Origin of the sequence: Kitasatospora sp. HPM-01-4, from assembly GCF_051374625.1 — a bacterium.
Classification (GTDB): Bacteria; Actinomycetota; Actinomycetes; order Streptomycetales; family Streptomycetaceae; genus Kitasatospora.
In genome coordinates, this window is the sequence record NZ_JBPQGP010000005.1 from 5,922,173 (window position 1) to 5,944,157 (window position 21,985).

17 protein-coding genes are annotated in these 21,985 nt (G+C 71.9%); 10 read left to right on the forward strand and 7 right to left on the reverse strand.

All coding sequences use genetic code 11. The annotated features are described in order from the left end of the window. Positions 1-24: 24 nt before the first annotated feature. Together sigJ and ACSMTC_RS25690 are read right to left on the reverse strand one after the other, a co-directional pair. Entirely contained in the window at positions 25-921 is an 897-nt protein-coding gene (gene sigJ, locus ACSMTC_RS25685) for an RNA polymerase sigma factor SigJ (RefSeq protein ID WP_436562065.1), read from the reverse strand. Between the two features lie 124 nt (positions 922-1,045). After that, positions 1,046-1,567 (reverse strand): MarR family winged helix-turn-helix transcriptional regulator, encoded by a 522-nt coding sequence (locus ACSMTC_RS25690; RefSeq protein WP_436562066.1) that lies wholly within the window; start codon positions 1,565-1,567, stop codon positions 1,046-1,048. Positions 1,568-1,641: 74 nt separating this feature from the next. Between ACSMTC_RS25690 and ACSMTC_RS25695 the strand changes: the two genes are divergently transcribed. Beyond that, the gene (locus tag ACSMTC_RS25695; protein WP_436562067.1) at positions 1,642-2,628 is read left to right on the forward strand and encodes a DMT family transporter; all 987 of its coding nucleotides are present in this window, start codon (positions 1,642-1,644) and stop codon (positions 2,626-2,628) included. On the opposite strand, the gene ACSMTC_RS25700 is transcribed toward ACSMTC_RS25695, so the two are convergent. Both ACSMTC_RS25700 and ACSMTC_RS25705 read right to left on the reverse strand, forming a co-directional pair. Further along, on the reverse strand, positions 2,604-4,502 hold the full coding sequence (locus tag ACSMTC_RS25700; protein WP_436564807.1) for an ABC transporter ATP-binding protein: 1,899 nt from the start codon (positions 4,500-4,502) through the stop codon (positions 2,604-2,606). The two genes, ACSMTC_RS25695 and ACSMTC_RS25700, sit on opposite strands and share 25 nt — an antisense overlap. Positions 4,503-4,591: 89 nt before the next feature. Next, the gene (locus ACSMTC_RS25705) at positions 4,592-6,325 is read right to left on the reverse strand and encodes an ABC transporter ATP-binding protein (RefSeq protein WP_436562068.1); all 1,734 of its coding nucleotides are present in this window, start codon (positions 6,323-6,325) and stop codon (positions 4,592-4,594) included. A 300-nt stretch (positions 6,326-6,625) separates the two neighbouring features. On the opposite strand from ACSMTC_RS25705, the gene ACSMTC_RS25710 reads away from it, so the two are divergent. Together ACSMTC_RS25710 and hemW are read left to right on the forward strand one after the other, a co-directional pair. Beyond that, positions 6,626-8,524 (forward strand): AMP-dependent synthetase/ligase, encoded by a 1,899-nt coding sequence (locus ACSMTC_RS25710; RefSeq protein WP_436562069.1) that lies wholly within the window; start codon positions 6,626-6,628, stop codon positions 8,522-8,524. Between the two features lie 50 nt (positions 8,525-8,574). Continuing rightward, on the forward strand, positions 8,575-9,804 hold the full coding sequence (hemW, locus tag ACSMTC_RS25715) for a radical SAM family heme chaperone HemW (RefSeq protein ID WP_436562070.1): 1,230 nt from the start codon (positions 8,575-8,577) through the stop codon (positions 9,802-9,804). 40 nt (positions 9,805-9,844) lie between these two features. On the opposite strand, the gene ACSMTC_RS25720 is transcribed toward hemW, so the two are convergent. The 3 genes from ACSMTC_RS25720 to htpX form a co-directional block, all read right to left on the reverse strand. After that, positions 9,845-10,675 (reverse strand): DUF3097 domain-containing protein, encoded by an 831-nt coding sequence (locus ACSMTC_RS25720; RefSeq protein WP_436562071.1) that lies wholly within the window; start codon positions 10,673-10,675, stop codon positions 9,845-9,847. 56 nt (positions 10,676-10,731) lie between these two features. After that, on the reverse strand, positions 10,732-11,310 hold the full coding sequence (gene pspAB, locus ACSMTC_RS25725; protein WP_436562072.1) for a PspA-associated protein PspAB: 579 nt from the start codon (positions 11,308-11,310) through the stop codon (positions 10,732-10,734). 78 nt (positions 11,311-11,388) lie between these two features. Then, positions 11,389-12,312: a zinc metalloprotease HtpX gene (gene htpX / locus ACSMTC_RS25730; protein WP_436562073.1), complete on the reverse strand. Its 924-nt coding sequence runs from the start codon at positions 12,310-12,312 to the stop codon at positions 11,389-11,391. A gap of 273 nt (positions 12,313-12,585) precedes the next feature. On the opposite strand from htpX, the gene hrcA reads away from it, so the two are divergent. The 7 genes from hrcA to ACSMTC_RS25765 all read left to right on the forward strand — a co-directional run bounded on the left by hrcA (position 12,586) and on the right by ACSMTC_RS25765 (position 21,977). Continuing rightward, positions 12,586-13,599, forward strand: a complete 1,014-nt coding sequence (gene hrcA, locus ACSMTC_RS25735; protein WP_436564808.1) for a heat-inducible transcriptional repressor HrcA — start codon at positions 12,586-12,588, stop codon at positions 13,597-13,599. Positions 13,600-13,670: 71 nt separating this feature from the next. After that, positions 13,671-14,813 carry a molecular chaperone DnaJ gene (gene dnaJ / locus ACSMTC_RS25740; protein WP_436562074.1) on the forward strand — a complete coding sequence of 381 codons (1,143 nt, stop codon included), beginning with the start codon at positions 13,671-13,673 and terminating at the stop codon, positions 14,811-14,813. Positions 14,814-14,925: 112 nt separating this feature from the next. Next, the gene (locus ACSMTC_RS25745) at positions 14,926-15,675 is read left to right on the forward strand and encodes a 16S rRNA (uracil(1498)-N(3))-methyltransferase (RefSeq protein ID WP_436562075.1); all 750 of its coding nucleotides are present in this window, start codon (positions 14,926-14,928) and stop codon (positions 15,673-15,675) included. Between the two features lie 230 nt (positions 15,676-15,905). Continuing rightward, complete coding sequence (locus ACSMTC_RS25750) at positions 15,906-19,169, forward strand: S41 family peptidase (protein WP_436562076.1); 3,264 nt, start codon at positions 15,906-15,908, stop codon at positions 19,167-19,169. 228 nt (positions 19,170-19,397) lie between these two features. Then, positions 19,398-19,757: a histidine triad nucleotide-binding protein gene (locus tag ACSMTC_RS25755; protein WP_436562077.1), complete on the forward strand. Its 360-nt coding sequence runs from the start codon at positions 19,398-19,400 to the stop codon at positions 19,755-19,757. A gap of 4 nt (positions 19,758-19,761) precedes the next feature. Further along, a complete protein-coding gene (locus ACSMTC_RS25760) occupies positions 19,762-20,679 on the forward strand; it encodes a ribonuclease Z (protein ID WP_436562078.1) in 918 nt (305 codons plus the stop codon). 182 nt (positions 20,680-20,861) lie between these two features. After that, positions 20,862-21,977 (forward strand): PhoH family protein, encoded by a 1,116-nt coding sequence (locus tag ACSMTC_RS25765; RefSeq protein WP_436562079.1) that lies wholly within the window; start codon positions 20,862-20,864, stop codon positions 21,975-21,977. The last annotated feature ends 8 nt before the right edge of the window (positions 21,978-21,985 follow it).

Below are 21,985 nucleotides of genomic sequence, written 5' to 3' on the forward strand. Positions count from 1 at the left end.
CCGTGACCTGCGTCACGGTCAGCCTCATGACAGGTGGGCGAGCTTCTCCGGGTTGACGACCACGTACGCCTCGGCGATCCGGCCGTCGGCGACGGCGAAGGCCACCACGCCGGCGAGCCGGCCGGGGCCGGCCTGGAAGAGCAGGCCCAGTTCGCCGTTGACCTGGGCGAACTCGATCAAGGCGCCCTGCTCCTGGGCGGTCCACTTCCTGACCAGGCCCGCCACCAGCCGGGAGACCTTGTCCGCGCCGAGGATCGGCCGGACCGCCGCCGAGACGATGCCGCCGCCGTCGGAGTGCCAGACCACATCGGGGTCGAGGACCGCGAGCAGTGCCTGGATGTCACCGCTCGTGGTCGCGGCGGCGAAGGCGAGCACCGCCTGCCGGTGCTCGGCGGCGTCGACCCGGCCGTTGCGTCCCCTGCCGGTGCCGGTCCTGACCCGGCGGCGGGCACGGGAGGCGAGTTGGCGGGCGGCGTCCGGGGTCCGGTCGAGGGTGGCCGCGATCTCGTCGAAGCCGATCGAGAACACGTCGTGCAGGACGAACGCGGCGCGTTCGGCCGGGGTGAGCTGCTCCATCACGGTGAGCAGTGCGAGGGAGACCTCCTCGCCGAGTTCGGCGAGCCGGTCGGGGGTGCGGTCGTCGGTGAGCAGGGGCTCGGGCAGCCACTCGCCGTAGTACGCCTCGCGGCGGGCCCGGGCGGACCCCAGCTGGTCGTAGCAGAGCCGGGTGACGACGGTGGTCAGGTAAGCGCGGGGGTCGGCGACCCGTGTCCGGTCCACCGCACGCCAGCGCAGCCAGGCCTCCTGGAGGGCGTCCTCGGCGTCCGTGACCGATCCGAGCAGCCGGTAGGCGACCGAGCCCAGGTAGCGTCGGTTGACCTCGAACGGGTCCTGGCCGGCTGCTGAGCCTTCGTCAATCACCCGGACACCGTAGCGCGTCGGTGGTGCGGCCGGCCGGGACGCGTTCGCCGGAGCGGTGGACCGTGGGGCCGGGTACTCGGGTGGAAGCCGGATCGCGCGCGGTTCCCCGCGTCCTGAGGCCCGTTCAGGGGCCGGCGGTGGTCATGAGGTGGCGGAGGAGGTCGTTGAGGGCGGCGGCCTGGGTGGGGGAGAGGCTGCCGAGGGCCTCCTGCTGGACGGCGAGGCCGGCGGCGACGGCCTGGTCGACCAGGCCGATGCCGGTCTCGGTGAGGGTGACCCGCAGGGCGCGCCGGTCGTTCGGGTCGGGTGAGCGGGTGATCAGGCCGGCGCGTTCCAGCTTGTCGAGGCGGCCGGTCATGCCGCCGCTGGTGAGCATCAGGGTGGAGCTGAGCTCGCGCGGCGAGAGGGTGTACGGCGCGCCGGAGCGGCGCAGTGTGGCGACCACGTCGAACTCGCCGAGGCCGATGCCGAAGGGCGCGTAGGCGGCTTCCATCCGGTCGCTCATGGCGCGGGAGATCCGGCTGATCCGGCCGAACGCGGCCATCGCCGTGGTCTCCAGATCGGGCCGGACTCCGGCCCACTGGGCGGTGATGGCGTCCACGGCGTCGGCTGGCGGAGCGGGCTCGGCGGTCTTTCTGCGGTCCATGGGAGCAAGTCTGGCACAGGATCGCTTGCCAAAAAGAAGGTTGACGATAATTAGCTTAGTGCTAAGTTACTTACATGCTTTCCAACTCGACGCGGACGATCGCGCTGACGGCTCTCGCTCCGCTCTCCTGGGGCTCCACCTACTTCGTGACTTCCCAGTACCTCCCCGCCGACCGGCCGTTCCTCGCGGCCGTCCTGCGGGCGCTGCCGGCCGGACTGGTGCTGCTGGCCGCGGGGCGGAGACTGCCCCGCGGCGACTGGTGGTGGCGGGCCGCGGTGCTGGGGGCGCTCAACATCGGGGTGTTCTTCGCGCTGCTGTTCATCGCGGCCTACCGCCTGCCGGGCGGGGTCGCGGCCGTGCTGGGCTCGGTCCAGCCGCTGGTGGCGGCCGGCCTCGCGGTACTGCTGCTGGGCGAGCGGCCGGGGCGCCGGGCGGTGCTCGCCGGAGTGGCCGGGGTGTTCGGTGTCGCACTGGTGGTACTGCGTTCGACGGCCAGGCTGGACACCCTCGGCATCCTGGCCGGGCTCGGCGGTGCCGTCTGCATGGCGGCCGGGACGGTGCTGACCAAGCGCTGGGGCCGTCCCGACGGGGTGAGCCCGCTGGTGCTGACCGGCTGGCAGCTGACCGCCGGCGGGCTGATGCTGCTCCCGGTCGCGCTGCTGGCCGAGGGCGCGCCGCCGGCGATGACCGGTACCAACCTGCTCGGCTACGGCTACCTGGCCGTGCTCAACACCGCCCTCGCGTACTGGCTCTGGTTCCGCGGCATCGGCCGGCTGCCCGCCACCTCGGTGGCCTTCCTCTCCCTGCTGAGCCCGCTCTCCGCCGCGGCGATCGGCTGGATCGCCCTCGGCCAGTCGCTGACGGTGATCCAACTGCTGGGGATGGCCGTCGCCTTCGGCGGCACCCTGCTCGGCCAGCAGCGGGCCCCCAAGCGGGAACCGGTGGCGGGCGCGACGCCGCAGCCGGTGGGCGGCCCGAACCACGGTGAGGGGGAGCCGGAGCTCCCCCTCACCGCACCGGACGGACCGCAGGACGGTCAGTCCACCTCGGCGACCGCCTGAGCGAACTGCGCCTGGTACAGCCGGGCGTAGGCCCCTTCAGCGGCGATCAGCTCGTCGTGGGAGCCCTGTTCGACGATCGACCCGTTCTCCATCACCAGGATCACGTCGGCGTCCCGGATGGTGGAGAGGCGGTGGGCGATCACGAAGCTGGTCCGCCCGCTGCGCAGCCGGGCCATGGCCCGCTGGATCAGCACCTCGGTACGGGTGTCCACCGAGCTGGTGGCCTCGTCCAGCACCAGGATGCTGGGCTGGGCGAGGAAGGCCCGGGCGATGGTGATCAGCTGCTTCTCGCCGGCGCTGACACCGGTCCCGTCGTCGTCGATGACGGTGTCGTAGCCTTCGGGCAGGGTGCGCACGAAGCGGTCCACGTGGGCCGCCCTGGCGGCTTCGATCACCTGCTCGCGGGTGACACCGGTGGCGCCGTACGCGATGTTGTCCGCGATGGTGCCGCCGAACAGCCAGGTGTCCTGGAGCACCATGCCGATGCCGGAGCGCAGCTCCTCGCGGGACATCGCGGCGATGTCCACCCCGTCCAGGGTGATCCGGCCGCCGCTGACCTCGTAGAACCGCATCAGCAGGTTGACCAGGGTGGTCTTGCCGGCGCCGGTCGGGCCGACGATGGCCACCGTGTGGCCGGGTTCGACCTTCAGCGAGAGGCCGTCGATCAGCGGCTTCTGAGGGTCGTACCGGAACGAGACCTCCTCGAAGGCGACCCGCCCGCGCAGCTCGGCCGGGCGCTCGGGCATGGCGGGCTCGGGCGTCTGCTCGGGGGCGTCCAGGAGCTCGAAGACCCGCTCCGCCGAGGCGACCCCGGACTGCACCAGGTTGGCCATCGAGGCGACCTGGGTGAGCGGCTGGCTGAACTGCCGGGAGTACTGGATGAAGGCCTGCACGTCGCCGATGGTCAGCGCGCCGCTGGCCACCCGCAGACCGCCGACCACCGCGACCGCCACGTAGTTGAGGTTGCCGATCAGCATCATCGCGGGCTGGATGACGCCGGAGATGAACTGGGCCTTGAAGCTGGAGGCGTAGAGCTCCTCGTTCTCCCGCCGGAAGATCTCGGCGGCCTCCTGCTGCCGGCCGAAGACCTTCACCAGCGAGTGGCCGGTGTACATCTCCTCGATGTGCGCGTTCAGCGTGCCGGTGGTCTTCCACTGGGCGATGAACTGCGGCTGCGCCCGCTTGCCGACCTTGGCCGCGACCACCACCGAGAGCGGCACCGAGATCAGCGCGACCACGGCGAGCAGCGGCGAGATCCAGAACATCATCGCCAGCACGCCGACGATGCTGAGCAGCGAGTTCACCACCTGGCCCATGGTCTGCTGCATGGACTGGCCGATGTTGTCGATGTCATTGGTGACCCGGCTGAGCACTTCGCCGCGCGGCTGCTTGTCGAAGTAGCTCAGCGGCAGCCGGGCGAGCTTCACCTCGACGGACTCGCGCAGCCGGTAGACCGTCTTGTTGATGGCGCGTGCGGCGAGTCTGCCCTGGACGATGCCGAAACACGCGGAGGCCAGGTAGATCGCCAGCACCCAGAGCAGCACGGTGCCGATGGCGTTGAAGTCCATACCGTGGCCGGGGGTGAAGTCCACCGAGGTGAGCATGTCGGCGATGCCGCCCTTGCCCTCGTGGCGCAGGCCCTCGATCACCTGGTCGCGGGTCAGGCCGGCGGGCATCTGGCGGCCGATCACCCCGGCGAAGATCAGGTCGGTGGCGTGGCCGAGCACCTTGGGCCCGACCACGGCGCACCCGACGCTGAGCACGCCGAGGGCGAGGACGGAGCCCACGGTGGCCCGCTCGGGCCGGAGCAGTTTCAGCAACCGCCTGCTGGAACCCTTGAAGTCCAGCGACTTCTCCTGGCCCTGGCCGCCCATGAAGCGGCCGGGGCCGGCCGGTCCACGCCGGGCGGCCGCCTCCTGGGATGCGGAGCCGCGGCCGTCCTTCCGTGGTGTGGTCGAGCTGGTCACGCCGCCTCCTGCTCGGTGAGCTGGGAGAGCACGATCTCCCGGTACGTCGGGTTGTCGGCCATCAGCTCCTGGTGGGTGCCGTTGCCGACCACGGCGCCCTCGTCGAGCACGATGATGCGGTCGGCGTCCCGGATGGTGCTGACCCGCTGGGCGACGATCACCACGGTCGCACCGGAGGTCTCCCGGGAGAGCGCCCGGCGCAGCCTGGCGTCGGTCGCGTAGTCGAGGGCGGAGAAGGAGTCGTCGAAGAGGTAGATCCGCGGGCGGCCGACCAGGGCGCGGGCGATGGCCAGGCGCTGGCGCTGGCCGCCGGAGACGTTGCCGCCGCCCTGGGCGATCGGGGCGTCCAGGCCCTCGGGCAGCTTCTCGACGAAGTCCCTGGCCTGCGCGGTCTCCAGCGCCTGCCACAGTTCCTCGTCGGTGGCGTCGGGGCGGCCGTAGCGGAGGTTGCTGGCGATGGTCCCGGAGAACAGGTACGGCTTCTGCGGGACCAGGCCGACGGTCCGGGCGAGCAGCTCGGGGGAGAGCTCGCGCACGTCGACGCCGTCCACCAGCACCTGGCCGCCGGTCGCGTCGAAGAGCCGGGGGACCAGGCCGAGCAGGGTCGACTTGCCGCTGCCGGTGGAGCCGATCACGGCGGTGGTCTCGCCGGGCCTGGCCACGATGTCGATCCCGCGCAGCACCGAGGCCTCGGCGCCGGGGTAGCGGAAGTCGACGGCGCGCAGTTCCAGGCGGCCCTGGCGGGACAGTTCGGTGACCGGGGCGGCGGGCGGCACCACGCTGGACTCGGTGTCCATGACCTCCTGGATCCGCTCGGCGCAGACCTCGGCGCGGGGCACCATCATGAACATGAACGTGGCCATCATCACGCTCATCAGGATCTGCATCAGGTAGGAGAGGAAGGCGGTCAGCGCGCCGACCTGCATTCCGCCGCTGTCGATGCGGTGCCCGCCGAACCACATCACGGCGACGCTGGAGACGTTCACCACCAGCATCACGGTGGGGAACATGAAGGCCGTCAGCCGGCCGGTGCGCAGCGAGACCTCGGTCAACTCGTTGTTGGCGCTGGCGAATCGATCCTGCTCGTGGCCGTCCTTGACGAAGGCCCGGATGACCCGGATACCGGTGATCTGCTCGCGCAGGATCCGGTTGACGCTGTCGATCCGGCTCTGCATCAGGCGGAACTGCGGTCGCAGCCGGCGCACCAGCAGGCTGACCACGATGCCCAGGACGGGCACCACGACCAGCAGCAGGCCGGAGAGCGGAACATCCTGGTTGAGCGCCATGATGATGCCGCCGAAGCACATGATCGGCGCGGACACCATCAGCGTGAAGGACATCAACGTCAGCATCTGGACCTGCTGGACGTCGTTGGTGGTCCGGGTGATCAGCGAGGGGGCGCCGAAGTTTCCGACCTCCCGGGCGGAGAAGAGCTGCACCCGGTCGAAGACGGCCGCCCGGAGGTCCCGTCCGACCGCCATCGCGGTGCGTGCGCCGAAGTACACGGCGCCGATCGAGCAGGCCGCCTGGGCCAGGGTGACGGCGATCATCACGCCACCGGTCCGCAGGATGTAACCGGTGTCGCCCTTCACCACGCCGCTGTCGATGATGTCCGCGTTGAGCGTCGGCAGGTAGAGCGCGGCGATGGTGGCGATGAGCTGTAGCAGTACTAGCAGTGAGATCGGTTTGGAATAGCGGGCCAGATGGGCACGCAGGAGTTTGATCAGCACCTGGACACTCTCGTGGTCGGCTTTGGGGTTCGCACCCTATTTTCAGCTCTTCCACAGGCGGTTGCGGGCGTTTGGCCTTCCGGAGTCGGACGGATTTCGTGTGGGCCTCGGCACCGGTCCGGCGCGGCTGCACCGCAGGTCCGTCGGCGTGCCAGCCTGCCGAACCCTCTTACGGAACGACGCGGATGGCCCTAGGCTGCGTATTGCCCTCTTGTTACTCGCAAGTTAATAAGGTGGGCCGGTCGGCTTGCCCCCACAGCCACCGCCCTCACCTTCGACCACCCGCCCCGGAGGTCCTCGTTGAGCACCGCGCAGACCATGATCGAGCGGCGTCCGCCCTCGGTGGCCCACCTCTTTCTCGACCGGGTCGCCGCCACCCCCGACGCTGAGGCCTACCGGTTCCCGGCACCCGTGGACGAGCACGCGGCGGACGGCGCGCCCGGCGCCGAGCAGTGGCGCTCGCTGACCTGGGCGCAGACCGCGGAGCGGGTCAAGGCCGTGGCGGCGGGACTGATGGCGCTCGGCGTCGAGCCGGAGGACCGGGTCGCGATCGCCTCCTCCACCCGGGTCGAGTGGATCATCACCGACCTCGGCAACATGTGCGCCGGCGCCGCGACCACCACGGTCTACCCCAGCACCAACGCCGAGGAGACCGCCTTCATCCTGGCCAACTCCGGCAGCCAGGTGCTGTTCGCCGAGAACGCCGCCCAGCTCGCCAAGGCCGTCGACCAGCGGGAGCAGCTGCCCGAGCTGCGCACCGTGATCCTCTTCGACGACACCGCCGAGCGTCCCGAGGTCGCGGACCTGGAGGTGCTCACCCTGGTCGAGCTGGAGAAGCGCGGCGCCGAGTACCTCGCCGAGCACCCCGACGCGATCAAGGCCGCGGTCGACGGGCTCGACAAGGAGCAGCTGGCCACCCTGATCTACACCTCCGGCACCACCGGCCGCCCCAAGGGCGTGCGGCTGGTGCACGACTGCTGGGCGTACGAGGGCGTGGCCCAGCAGCAGAGCGGGCTGCTGCGCTCCGACGACGTGCAGTTCATGTGGCTGCCGCTGTCGCACGTCTTCGGCAAGACCCTGATCTCCGGCCAGATCGCCACCGGCCATGTGATGGCCGTGGACGGCCGGGTGGACCGGATCATCCACAACCTGCCGGTCATCCGGCCGACCCTGATGGCCTCCGCGCCGCGCATCTTCGAGAAGGTCTACAACGGCATCGCCGGGAAGGCCAGAGCGGAGGGCGGCGCCAAGTACAAGATCTTCATGTGGGCTGCCAAGGTGGCCCGCGACTACGCCAGGACCACCCAGGCCAACCGGATCGCCACCGGGCGGGACAGCGCGCCGCTCGCGCTGAGTCTCCAGCACGCCGTCGCCGACAGGCTGGTCTACGCCAAGATCCGGGCCGCCTTCGGCGGACGGCTGCGCGGCTCGGTCTCCGGCAGCGCCGCGCTCGCCCCTGAGATCGGGTACTTCTTCAAGGGCGCCGGTGTGCCGATCCTGGAGGGCTACGGCCTGAGCGAGACCAGCGCCGGTTCCACCGTCAACCGCGCCGAGGACTACCGGATCGGCACCGTCGGCCTGCCGCTGCCCGGTACCGAGGTCCGGATCGCCGAGGACGGCGAGATCCTGCTGCGCGGCCCCGGCATCATGCGCGGCTACCACAACCTGCCCGAGCAGACCGAGGAGGTGCTGGAGCCGGACGGCTGGTTCCACACCGGCGACATCGGCGAGCTGGTCGAGGACGGCTACCTGCGGATCACCGACCGCAAGAAGGACGTCTTCAAGACCTCCGGCGGCAAGTACGTCGCACCCACCGAGGTCGAGGGCAAGTTCAAGGCGCTCTGCCCGTTCGTCAGCAACATCCTGGTGATCGGCAACGGCCGCAACTACTGCACCGCGCTGATCGGCCTCGACGAGAGCGTGATCATGCCCTGGGCGGCCGAGCGCGGCCTCGGGGGCCGGAGCTACACCGAGGTGGTCGCCGCCCCCGAGGTCAGGGAGCTGGTCGAGGGCTACGTCCGGAAGGTCAACGCCGAGCTCCAGCGCTGGCAGACGATCAAGAAGTTCTCGCTGCTCCCGCGCGATCTGGACGTCGAGCACGGCGAGCTGACCCCGAGCCTCAAGATCAAGCGCCCGGTGGTCGAGCGGACGTACGCGGACGCGGTCGCCGAGATGTACGCGGGCGCCAACGAGGCGTGACACCGGTACGGCCCGAGTGGATCACTCGGGCCGTACGGGACAATGGGGGCATGCCCTCCGCACTCCCCGACGGCGAACCCGTGCCGTTTGACGGTTCCCTGCCCGACCACGCCCTGGCCGGCCTGGGCGATCGGCCATTCGGCTTCTACGTCCACGTGCCGTACTGCGCCACCCGCTGCGGCTACTGCGACTTCAACACCTACACCGCCACCGAGCTGCGCTCCTCGGGCGCGGTCGCCTCGCAGGAGACGTACGCCGACAACCTGATCGCGGAGATCAGGCTCGCCCGGCAGGTGCTGGGCTCCGCCGATCTGCCGGTGCGGACGGTGTTCCTCGGCGGTGGGACCCCCACCCTGCTGCCCGCCCGGGACCTGGTGCGGATGCTGGCGGCGATCCGGGAGGAGTTCGGGCTCGCCGCCGACGCCGAGGTGACCACGGAGGCCAACCCGGAGTCGGTGGACCCCGCGTACCTCGCCGAGCTGCGGGAGGGCGGGTACAACCGGATCTCCTTCGGCATGCAGAGCGCCCGTCCGCACGTGCTCTCCCTGCTCGACCGGCACCACACACCGGGCCGGCCCGAGGCGTGCGTCGCCGAGGCACGGGCCGAGGGCTTCGAGCACGTCAACCTCGACCTGATCTACGGCACCCCCGGCGAGTCCGACGACGACTGGCGGGCCTCGCTGGACGCGGCGATCGGCGCGGGTCCCGACCACGTCTCCGCGTACTCGCTGATCGTCGAGGAGGGCACCAGGCTGGCCGCCCGGATCAAGCGCGGCGAGCTGCCCATGGTGGACGACGACGTCCACGCCGACCGCTACCTGATCGCCGAGGAGGCGCTCACCGCGGCCGGCTACTCCTGGTACGAGGTCTCCAACTGGGCCACCACCGAGGCCGGACGGTGCCGCCACAACGAGCTCTACTGGACCGGTGCCGACTGGTGGGGCGCGGGGCCCGGTGCGCACAGCCACGTCGGCGGCGTCCGCTGGTGGAACCGCAAGCACCCCGCCGCGTACGCCCAGGCGCTCGCGGAGCGGCGCACCCCCGCGCAGGGGCGCGAGGTCCTGCCGGAGGAGGACCGGCGGGTGGAGCGGATCCTGCTCGAACTGCGGCTGAGGGAGGGCTGCCCGCTCTCGCTGCTCGCCGCCGACGGCCGCCGCGCGGCCGAACGCGCCCTGGCGGACGGGCTGCTGGACCCCGCCGCCTTCGAGGACGGGCGGGCCGTGCTCACCCTCCAGGGGCGGCTGCTGGCGGACGCCGTGGTGCGCGACCTGGTGGACTGATCCCGGCCCGGGCACCGGGATCCACCGCCGGACCCGGTGCCTACGGCTGGCCGGCCGTCACGAAGTCGATCAACTCCTCGACCCGGCCCAGCAGTTCCGGCTCCAGGTCCCGGTAGCTGTCGACCGAGGCGAGGATGCGCTTCCAGGCTGACGGGGTGTCGAGGGGCCAGCCGAGGCGGCGGCAGACGCCCTCCTTCCAGACCTCGCCGCGGGGGACGGCGGGCCAGGCCGGGATGCCGACGCTGCCCGGTTTCACGGCCTGCCAGATGTCGATGTAGGGGTGGCCCACGACCAGCACGCAGTCGCCGGTGACCTGGGCGGCGATCCGGTGCTCCTTGGTGCCGGGCAGCAGGTGGTCGACCAGGACGCCGAGGCGGCGGTCCGGTCCGGGGCCGAACTCGGCGACGATCGCCGGGAGATCGTCGATCCCCTCCAGGTACTCCACGACCACCCCCTCGATCCGCAGGTCGTCGCCCCAGACCCGTTCGACCAGCTCGGCGTCGTGCCGCCCCTCGACGTAGATGCGCGACTGACGGGCCACCCGGGCCCGTGCGCCGGGTACCGCGACCGAGCCGGAGGCGGTGCGTCCCGGAGTGCGGGCGGAGGCCGGGCCGGTCGGGCGGACCAGCGTCACCACCTTGCCCTCCAGCAGGAAGCCACGGGGCGTCATCGGGAAGACCCGGTGCTTGCCGAAGCGGTCCTCCAGGGTGACGGTCAGGCCCTCGGCGGTCTTCTCACACCGCACCACGGCCCCGCAGAACCCGGTACTCACCTCCTCCACGACCAGATCACGCTCGGCGGTGACCTCCGGCGCGGGCTGCTGACGCTTCCAGGGCGGGGTCAGGTCGGGTCCGTACTGCCTGCTGCGCATGCGGTGACTATATGAAACCCGGCACGGGAGTGGCGGTCGGGCGGGTGCCGGCCCGTTCAGAGGCCGGGGGCGCCCCAGACCGGGAACCAGCGGGAGAGGTCCGGTTCGATCCGCAGGTCGTCGGCGAGCATCGCCTTCACCTGGATTTCCAACGGGTTGTCCCGCTTCTCGCCGGCGAGCGGTGCGAAGGGGTAGAAGGTGCCGCGCTTGTAGAGGTAGACCAGGCCCAGTGACCGGCCCGCGTCGTTGCGGAAGGCCACGATCGAGCAGAGCAGCTGGGGGCCGAAGCCGTTCGCCTCCAGCTCGCTGTTGACCGCGTGCAGATCGTTGACCAGCTCGGGCAGTTGCTCGGGGGTGTGCCGGGCGAGCAGCCAGGAGTAGCCGTAGGAGTCCTGGCTGGCCTCGACCGGGGTGCCGCCGCGCTCGGTGTCGGCGTCCAGCAGCGCCCGGACCTGCCGCTGCACCTCGTTGAAGGCGCCGCCCTCCACGGCGGCGAAGCAGACCGAGCCGAGGCCGGTCGGCCGGAACCCGGCCGCGGCCTCCAGGGTGAGGGCCGCCGAGGGGACGGCGAACAGCTGGTCGAGATCGGGCTTCACGGGCTTGGTGCGGCCGAAGAGGGCGTCCAGGAATCCCACGGTGGTCCTTGTCTGCGGTGTACGGGGTGTCTGAGGCGTCTGAGATGTCCGGGGTGCCCGGGGTGTCCGAGGCAGGGGTCAGTGGCCGAGGTCGGCGGAGATCCTGGCCAGTTGGGCGAGCCGCTGCTCCAGCGTCGGGTGGGTGGACATCAGCTGGCTCGCGGCCTCCCGGGCGTTCAGCGCGGGCGCGAAGTAGAAGGCGTTGTACGGCTGCGCCTGGCGCAGGTCCTTGCTGGGAATGGCCGCGATCTGGCCGGTCACCTTGGTGAGCGCCGAGGCCAGCGCGCTGGGGCGGCCGGTGAGCTGGGCCGCGGCCCGGTCGGCGGCCAGCTCGCGGTAGCGCGACAGCAGCCGGGTGAGCAGGAAGCTGATCGCGTACACCAGCATGCTGACCAGCGGGATGACCAGCATGGCGATGGCCGCGGTGCTGTCGTTGTTGTTCCGGTTGCCGCCGCCGAGGAAGCCGCCGTACAGGGCGATCCGGGTCATCACCCCGGCCAGTACACCGAGGAATCCGGCGATGGTCATCACCGCGACGTCCCGGTGCGCGACGTGCGAGAGCTCATGGGCGAGGACACCCTCCAGCTCCTCCGGCTCCAGGCGCCGCAGCAGTCCGGTGGTGACGCAGACCACCGCGTTCTGCGGGTTGCGGCCGGTGGCGAAGGCGTTGGGCATGTCGTTGTCGGCCACCGCGACGCGGGGTTTGGGCATGTCGGCCAGGGCGCAGAGCCGGTCGATGGTGCCGTGCAGCTGCGGATACTGCTCGGGGCTCACCGGCCGGGCGCCCATCGCCCGTTCGGTGATCTTGTCGCTGAACCAGAACTGGGCCACGAAGAGTCCGCCGGAGATCAGGACGATCAGCGGCCACGCTCCGCGCAGCAGGACGATCAGTACTCCCGTGAAGCCGACGTACAGCAGTCCGATGAGGAACATCGTGGTGACCATCCGCCCGGTCAGGCCACGGTCGGGTGCGAACCGGGAGTGCTGGGATGAAGCCGACATCTCTGCTCCTTCGTTACCATCGCTCGCCTTCGATGCTGCCACTCCGGGGGGCCCGGGGCACCGACTTCGTACCCCGGATCCGGTAAGGATCACCGGGGCGGCCCGTTCCTGCCGTCGGACCCGGGCCGTACACTGGCAAGTACGGTTCTGGCACTCTGCCTTCCAGAGTGCCAGGGAGCCGGGCGGCTACCGGTTCAACGGACGAAGACGGAGGTGCGTGCCGTGTACAGCGAACGCCGTGCTGACGAGCGCCGACTCGACACCCGCCGTCCGCTGGACGAGCGCAAGCTGGCGGTGCTGCGCGCCATCGTGCAGGACTACGTGGGCACCGAGGAGCCGGTCGGTTCCAAGGCCCTGGTCGAACGGCACAACCTGGGGGTCTCCCCGGCCACCGTGCGCAACGACATGTCGGCGCTGGAGGAGGACGGTTACATCCACCAGCCGCACACCAGCGCCGGGCGGATCCCGACCGACAAGGGCTACCGCCTGTTCGTCGACAAGCTGGCCGAGGTCAAGCCGATGAGCGCGCCGGAGCGCCGGGCGATCCGGCACTTCCTGGAGGGCGCGGTCGACCTGGACGACGTGGTGGCCCGTACGGTCCGGCTGCTGGCGCAGCTGACCAGACAGGTCGCGGTGGTCCAGTACCCCTCGCTCTCCCGGTCCACGGTCCGGCACATCGAGCTGGTGGCGCTGGCCCCGGCGAAGGTGATGCTGGTGCTGATCACCAACACCGGCCGGGTCGAGCAGCGGCTGGTGGACTGCCCGGGTACGGTCGGCGAGAGCGTGCTGGCGGACCTGCGGTCCAGGCTCAACACGAGCGCGGTCGGCTGCGCGCTGCCCGACGTGCCCGGTGCGCTGGAGGAACTTCCGGCGGCCTTCGAGCCGTCGGATCGGTCGACGGTCAGTGTGGTGCTCGCCACGCTGTTCGAGACGCTGGCCGAGCAGAACGAGGAGCGGATCATGCTGGCCGGTACGGCCAACCTGACCCGCTTCGGGCACGACTTCCCGCTCACCATCCAGCCGGTGCTGGAGGCACTGGAGGAACAGGTGGTGCTGCTCCGCCTGTTGGGTGAGACGGCGGACGCCGGGATGACGGTCCGGATCGGCCACGAGAACGAGTACGAGGGGCTCAATTCCACCTCGGTCGTCTCGGTCGGTTACGGTTCCGGCGACCAGAGTGTGGCAAAACTCGGGGTGATCGGTCCGACCCGGATGGACTATCCGGGCACAATGGGGGCGGTGCGAGCGGTGGCGCGGTACTTGGGCCAGATCCTGGCCGAGTCGTAGAACAGGCCGCTGGTTGAACCGGCGGTGACCAGTCGCAAGCACTTCTACAGGCGGAACAAGCGGAGCATTTGGTGGCCACGGACTACTACGCGGTACTCGGCGTCCGACGGGATGCGGGGCAGGACGAGATCAAGAAGGCGTTCCGGCGCCTGGCACGCGAACTGCACCCGGACGTCAACCCGGACCCGAAGACGCAGGAGCGGTTCAAGGAGATCAACGCCGCCTATGAGGTGCTCTCCGACCCGCAGAAGAGGCAGGTCTACGACCTCGGCGGGGACCCGCTGTCGCCCAACGGCGGCGGTGGCGCGGGCGGCTTCGGCGCCGGCGCGGCGGGCTTCGGCTTCTCCGACATCATGGACGCCTTCTTCGGCGCCGCCTCCGGCCAGCGCGGCCCGCGTTCGCGCACCCGGCGCGGTCAGGACGCGATGATCCGGCTGGAGATCACCCTGGAGGAGGCCGCCTTCGGCACCACCAAGGAACTCCAGGTCGACACGGCGGTCACCTGCACCACCTGCTCCGGCGAGGGCGCCGCACCCGGCACCTCCGCGCAGACCTGTGACATGTGCCGCGGCAAGGGCGAGGTCTCCCAGGTCACCCGGTCCTTCCTGGGCCAGGTCATGACCTCCCGCCCCTGCCCGCAGTGCCAGGGCTTCGGCACCGTCGTGCCGACCCCGTGCCCCGAGTGCGCCGGCGACGGCCGGGTCCGCGCCCGCCGCACGCTCACCGTCAAGATCCCGGCCGGTGTGGACAACGGCACCCGGATCCAGCTGGCCGGCGAGGGCGAGGTCGGCCCCGGCGGCGGCCCCGCCGGAGACCTCTACGTCGAGATCGCCGAGACCAGCCACGCCGTCTTCCAGCGGCGCGGGGACGACCTGCACTGCACCGTCACCATCCCGATGACGGCCGCCGCACTGGGCACCCAGGTGCCGCTGCAGACCCTGGACGGCCTGGAGGAGGTGGACATCCGCCCCGGCACCCAGTCCGGGCAGTCCATCCCGCTGCACGGCCGCGGCGTCACGCACCTGCGCGGCGGCGGGCGAGGCGACCTGATAGTGCATGTCGAGGTGCAGACGCCCACCAAGCTCGACCCCGAGCAGGAGGAGCTGCTGCGCCGGCTGGCGCAGCTGCGTGGCGAGGAGCGCCCCTCCGGGCAGTTCGCGCCCGGGCAGCAGGGCCTGTTCTCGCGGCTGAAGGACGCCTTCAACGGCCGCTGAGGTCCGGCTCCGGTTTCGACCGGTCGATGAGTGAGCTTCCGGGCGCCCGGCGACTCCCAGGGGTCGTCGGGCGCCGCTGCGTCGGTACCGAGAGAGTGTTTGGGGAAATGCCATGACCGCGCCCGTGTTCGTCGTCGAGACCGACCGGCTGGCCGCAGCCGTCCCCGGGGCGGTGATCCGGGTGGACGGGCCCGAGGGGCGGCACGCCGTCGCCGTGAAGCGGCTGGAGGCCGGGGAGGCGGTGACGCTGGCGGACGGGCTCGGGCTCGGCGTGGACGGCACGGTGGCCGCGGTGCACGGCAAGGACGCGCTGGAGGTGACGGTCGAGGCGGTACGGCGGGAGGCCGAGCCGGCGCCCAGGATCGTGGTGGTCCAGGCCCTGCCCAAGGGCGACCGGGGCGAGCTGGCCGTCGAGACCATGACCGAGGTCGGCGTGGACGTGGTCGTCCCGTGGGCCGCCGCCCGCTGCATCACCCAGTGGAAGGGCGAGCGCGGTGCCAAGGCCCTCGCCAAGTGGCGGGCCACCGCGCGGGAGGCCGGGAAGCAGTCGCGGCGGCTGCGCTTCCCCGAGGTGCGGGAGATGGCGACGACGCGTCAGCTGCTGCCGCTGCTGCGGCAGGCGGCGCTGGCGGCGGTGCTGCACGAGGAGGGCTCGGAGCCGCTGGCCGGGGCGGAGCTCCCGGTGAGCGGGGACATCGTGCTGGTCGTCGGGCCCGAGGGCGGAGTGTCGCCGGAGGAGCTGGCCGCCTTCGCGGAGGCCGGGGCGAAGCCGTACCGGCTGGGGCCCTCGGTGCTGCGGACGTCCACGGCGGGGGTGGCGGCGGGGGCGCTCCTGCTCGGTCGGACGGGGCGCTGGGGCTGAGGCTCCGCCCGCCGGACGGCCGGGCCCGGATCCCGGGCTCCCGTCCGGCCGCGCGCGGTGCCCGCACCCCTGAGGGGCCGCCGTCCGCCTCGCGGACTTCACCGCGCCAGGGCTCCCGTCCGGCCGCGCGCGGTGCCCCGCGCCCTCGGCGGGATGCCCAACTGCCCTGGGAATCCCCGAGTGTGCGAAACCCGCCACGCGGGATCGGGGCCGTGCATAGGGTGGCGGCCGTGACCGACGTTCAGAGCACCTCAGCTGGCGCCTATCTGCGCCATCCGCACCTGCACGGCGACCTCGTGACCTTCGTGGCCGAGGACGACATCTGGATCGCGCCGATCACCGGTGGCCGTGCCTGGCGGCTGACGGCGGACCAGACTCCCGTCAGCCACCCCAGGTTCTCACCGGACGGGCGGCACATCGCCTGGACCTCGACCCGGGACGGCGCACCCGAGATCCATGTCGCGCCCACCGCGGGCGGCCCCGCCCGCCGGCTGACCTACTGGGGCAGCGCCCAGACGCTGCTGCGCGGCTGGACCGAGGACGGCCGCCCGGTCGCGATCACCAGCGCCGGCCAGGCGACCCTGCGCCGCACCTGGGCGTTCGCGATCCCGCTGGACGGAGGCGAGCCGGTCCGGCTGCCGTACGGGCCGATCGGCGGGCTGGCCTTCGAGCCGGGAGGCGAGCGGGTGCTGCTGACCAGCTCCAGCAATCGCGAGCCGGCCTGGTGGAAGCGCTACCGCGGCGGCCGGGCAGGCAAGTTGTGGATCGGCGGCCGGGAGTTCGCCCGGGTCCACGAGGACCTGGACGGCAACATCGACTCCCCGCTCTGGGCGGGCGGCCGGATCGCCTTCCTCTCCGACCACGAGGGCGTCGCGCAGCTGTACTCCAGCCTGCCGGACGGCGGCGACCTGAGCCGGCACGGCGACGGAGAGTTCTACGCCCGCAACGCCACCACCGACGGGACCGGGATCGTCTGGCACAGCGCGGGCGACGTGTGGATCCTGGACGATCTGGACGGCGCCGAGCCGCGCCGGCTGGAGATCGAACTGGCCGGTCCGCGTACCGGTCGCGCGCCACATCCGACCCCGGCCACCGGCCAGTTGGAGTCCGTCGCCCCCGACCGTACCGGCCGGGCCGGCGCCGTGGTGGTACGCGGCGGAGTGCACTGGCTGACGCACCGTCAGGGCCCGTGCCGGGTACTGGCGGAGACACCGGGGGTGCGGGCCAGGCTGGCCCGGGTCGTACCGGGAGCCGACGGTGCCCAGGGCGCGCTCTGGGTGACCGACGCCGAGGGTGACGACGCGCTCGAGCTGGCCCCCGACGTGCTGGGCACGGAGCGCCGCGGGCTGGCCGGCGGGCAGCTCGGCCGGGTCCTCGGTCTGGCGGTCTCGCCGGACGGGCGGCAGGCCGCCGTCGCCTCGCACGACGGCCGGGTGCTGCTGGTCGCCCTGGCCGACGGCACCGTGCACCAACTGGCCCGCAGCGCGCAGGGCGAGGTCCTCGACCTGGCCTTCTCCCCGGACTCGCGCTGGCTGACCTGGTCCCAGCCGGTGCAGGGCGCCGACGCGCTGCGGCAGATCATGCTGGCCGATCTCACGGACCGTACGGTCGGCGAGGCCACCCCGCCGCGCTTCATCGACTACTCGCCGGACTTCACGCCGGACGGCAAGTACCTGGTCTTCCTCTCGGTGCGCAACTTCGACCCGGTCTACGACGCGCACATCTTCGACCTGTCCTTCCCGGCCGGCACCCGGCCGTACCTCATCACCCTGGCCGCGGACACCCCGTCGCCGTTCGGCCCGCAGCGCGCCGGGCAGCCGATGGCCGGGGAGGAGGAACCCGAGGGGGCCAGGAAGGAGGGCTCCGGGGAGTTCGGGGAGGGGGCCGAGTCCGTCCCCGTCACCCGGGTCGACCTGGAGGGCATCGCCGACCGGATCGTCCCGTTCCCGGTCGAGGGCGGCAGCTTCGGCAGCCTGCGGGCGGCCAAGGACGGTGTGCTCTGGACCAGGCAGCCGCTGCTCGGCAACCTCGGCGACAACGCCGCCTCGCTGGAGGACGAGCAGCCGCGCGCGGCGCTGGAGCGCTTCGACTTCGGGAAGCTGCAGACCTCGCAACTGGTCGCCGAGGTGGACGGCTTCGCGGTGAGCGGCGACGGCACCCGGGCCGCCGTGCTCGACCGGGGCGGTCTGCGGATCGTCCCGGCCGGCCACCGGGCCGGTGAGGGCGAGGACCTGAGCGTCGACCTCGACCGGATCAGGGTCACCGTGGACCCGGCCGCCGAGTGGCGCCAGATGTTCGACGAGAACGGCCGGTTGATGCGCGACAACTTCTGGCGCGCGGACATGGGCGGCCACGACTGGGCCGGGACGCTGGAGCGCTACCGGCCGCTGGTGGACCGCTGCGGCTCCCACGACGACCTGGTCGACCTGCTCTGGGAGACCGTGGGCGAACTGGGCACCTCACACGCGTACGTGCTCCCGTACGGGCGGGGCGCGCACGCCGCCCGCAGGCAGGGGCTGCTCGGCGCGGACCTGGTGAAGGACGGCGAGCGGTGGCGGGTGGAGCGGGTCCTGCCCGGCGAGTCCTCGGACCCGCGGGCCCGTTCCCCGCTGGCCGCGCCCGGCGCGGCCGTCCGGCCCGGGGACGCGGTGCTCGCCGTCAACGGCCGCCCGGTCGACCCGGTCACCGGCCCCGCCCCGCTGCTCGCGGGTACGGCCGGGCAGCCGGTCGAGCTGACCGTCGCCGGGAAGGACGGCGTCCAGCGCCACCCGGTGATCGTCCCGCTGGCCGACGAGGAGCCGCTGCGCTACCACGACTGGGTGGCCGACCGCCGGGCCGCCGTCCGGGAGCTCTCCGGCGGCCGGCTCGGCTATCTGCACATCCCCGACATGCAGAGCAACGGCTGGGCCCAGCTCCACCGGGACCTGAAGGTGGAACTGGCCAAGGAGGGCGTGATCGTCGACATCCGGGAGAACCGGGGCGGCCACACCTCCGAGCTGATCATCGAGAAGCTCAACCGCAGGATCGTCGGCTGGGCCCGCGTCCGCGATTTCGACGAGGGCCTCTCCTACCCCCAGGACGCGCCGCGCGGTCCGGTGGTGGCACTGGCCAACGAGCTTTCCGGCTCGGACGGCGACGTCGTCAACGCGGCGATCCAGGCGCTCGGGATCGGCCCGGTGGTCGGTACCCGTACCTGGGGCGGCGTGATCGGCATCGACAGCAAGTACCGCCTGGTGGACGGCACCCTGGTGACCCAGCCCAAGTACTCGCTGTGGCTGGAGAACTACGGCTGGGGCGTGGAGAACCACGGGGTGGACCCGGACGTCGAGGTGCCGATGCCGCCGCACGCCTGGGCCGCCGGTGAGGACCCGCAGCTCGCCGAAGGTGTCCGCATCGCGCTCGCCGCGCTGGCCGCGAAGCCGGCCGGCCAGGCACCGGAGATCCCGGAACTTCAGGGGGATCCGGCAGGGGCGCGGTGGCCGCGCGAGCCGTGACCGCACGGCCGGCCGCGTGGTCCCCCGCGCCCGGGGGAGTCCAACGTGCCCGCGGCGGACGGGAGATCCGCCGCCGCGGACCGGCCGCGCGGCCCCCCGGCGTCCCCGAGGGCCACCCCGCGGTCCGGGGAGGGGCTCCCGGCGGCCTTCCCGTGGAACGGCCCGGCTGGGCTAGGCTGCGGGCGGTAGTGATGAGTGATCAGTGAAGTCCAGCTAGAGGAGAGCGAGATGGCCGGCGAGCCGCAGTCCGACTGCCTGTTCTGCAAGATCGTGGCGGGCGAGATCCCGGCGACCGTGGTCCGGGAGACCGACCGCACCCTCGCGTTCCGGGACATCAGCCCGAAGGCCCCCACCCACGTCCTGGTCATCCCCAAGGTGCACTACCCCAACGCCGCCGAACTGGCCGCCGCCGAGCCCGAGATCGCGGGCGAGCTGCTGGCCGAGGCCGGCGAGGTGGCGGCGGACGAGAAGATCGTCGAGTCCGGCTACCGGATGATCTTCAACACCGGTGCGGGCGCGGGCCAGACCATCTTCCACGCCCACGTCCACGTCCTCGGCGGCCGGCCGATGAACGAGAACATGGTCTGAGACCGTGTCGCAGCGTGAACTCGTCGTCCTCGGCACTGCCAGCCAGGTGCCCACCCGGCACCGCAACCACAACGGCTACCTGCTCCGCTGGGACGGCGAGGGCCTGCTGTTCGACCCCGGTGAGGGCACCCAGCGGCAGATGCTGCAGGCCGGGGTCTCGGCCACCCAGATCACCCGGATCGGGGTGACCCACTTCCACGGCGACCACTGCCTGGGCCTCGCCGGGGTGATCCAGCGGATCAACCTGGACAAGGTCCCGCACCCCGTGGACGCCTACTACCCGGCCAGCGGCCAGGTCTACTTCGAGCGGCTGCGGCACTCCACCGCGTACTACGAGACCGCCGAGCTGCGCCCGCGTCCGATCAGCGCCCCGGGGCCGCTGGAGGCCCCCGGGGCACCGTTCACGCTGGAGGCCCGGCGGCTCTCGCACCCGGTGGACTCCTTCGGCTACCGGCTCACCGAGCCCGACGGCAGCCGGATGCTGCCCGAGCGGCTGGCCGCCCTGGGCCTGCGCGGGCCCGCCGTGGGACGTCTGCAGCGCGAGGGCCGGGCCGAGGCGGACGGCCGGACCGTGACACTGGCCGAGGTCAGCGAGCCGAGGCCGGGCCAGCGCTTCGCCTTCGTGATGGACACCCGCCTGTGCGACGGGGTGTACGAGCTGGCCGAGGGTGCCGACCTGCTGGTGATCGAGGCGACCTTCCTGGAGGCCGACGCCCGCCTCGCCGAGGAGCACGGCCACCTCACCGCCGCCCAGGCCGCCAGGGTCGCCACCGAGGCGGGCGTACGGACCCTGGTGCTGACTCACTTCTCCCAGCGCTACCCGGACCAGGACGGCCACCTCGCCGAGGCGCGCGAGCACTTCGACGGAGAGCTGGTCATCGCCGAGGACCTCGCGCGGGTGCCGGTACCGCCGCGTCGATGACCCTGACGCCGATGATCCGAAAAGCAGTCGCGTCCGGAGGCGATCTGCCCCAGCATCGAATGCGCCGCCCCGGGCGCCGTGCCGCCACGGCGAACATCTGCGCGGCGTACCCTGGTGACCCGGAGAGCCCAAGCGGCCCCACGAGACGACGGATGGGATGAGGCAGGCCACAGCGCCGACCCATGAGTGAAACTTCACAGACCCCCGCCAACGGACGGCAGCGCGTCGACGCGGCGAGCGCCCGGATCGTGATCCCCGAGCGGCACCCGATGGTCACCCTGCTCGGTACTGCCGACTCCCTCCTGCGGGTGATCGAGCAGGGCTTTCCCGCCGCCGACATCCATGTGCGCGGCAACGAGGTGACGGCGACCGGCGACCGCGGTGAGGTCGCCCTGGTCAAGCAGCTGTTCAACGAGATGATGCTGGTGCTGCGCACCGGCCAACCCCTGACGGAGGACGCCGTGGAGCGCTCCATCGCCATGCTCAGGAGCTCCGCGGAGGATCCGGCCCACCCGGCGCCCTCCGAGGTCTTCACGACGAACATCCTGTCCAACCGGGGCCGGACCATCCGCCCCAAGACCCTCAACCAGCAGCGCTACGTCGACGCGATCGACAAGCACACCATCGTCTTCGGCCTCGGCCCCGCCGGTACCGGAAAGACCTACCTGGCCATGGCCAAGGCCGTGCAGGCCCTGCAGGCCAAGGAGGTCAACCGGATCATCCTGACCCGTCCGGCCGTCGAGGCGGGCGAGCGGCTCGGCTTCCTGCCCGGCACGCTCTTCGAGAAGATCGACCCGTACCTGCGTCCGCTCTACGACGCCCTGCACGACATGATGGACCCCGACGCCATCCCGCGCCTGATGGCCGCCGGGACCATCGAGGTCGCGCCGCTCGCCTACATGCGCGGCCGCACCCTCAACGACGCCTTCATCATCCTGGACGAGGCCCAGAACACCTCGCCCGAGCAGATGAAGATGTTCCTCACCCGGCTGGGTTTCAACTCCCGGGTCGTGGTTACCGGCGACACCACCCAGATCGACCTCCCGGGCGGAACCCGCAGCGGCCTCAAGGTCGTCCAGGAGATCCTGGCGGACGTCCCCGACATCCACTTCTCCGTCCTCACCAGCACCGACGTGGTCCGCCACAAGCTGGTCAGCCGGATCGTGGACGCTTACGAGCGCTGGGACGCCGAGCAGGAGGTCGAGGCCGGGCGACCGGCCCGCAAGCCCGTCCAGCGGCGTACCGGCAAGACCGGTACGGCCCGCGCACCCCGACAGTCCCACCGCACCGAAAGCTGAGTACCAAG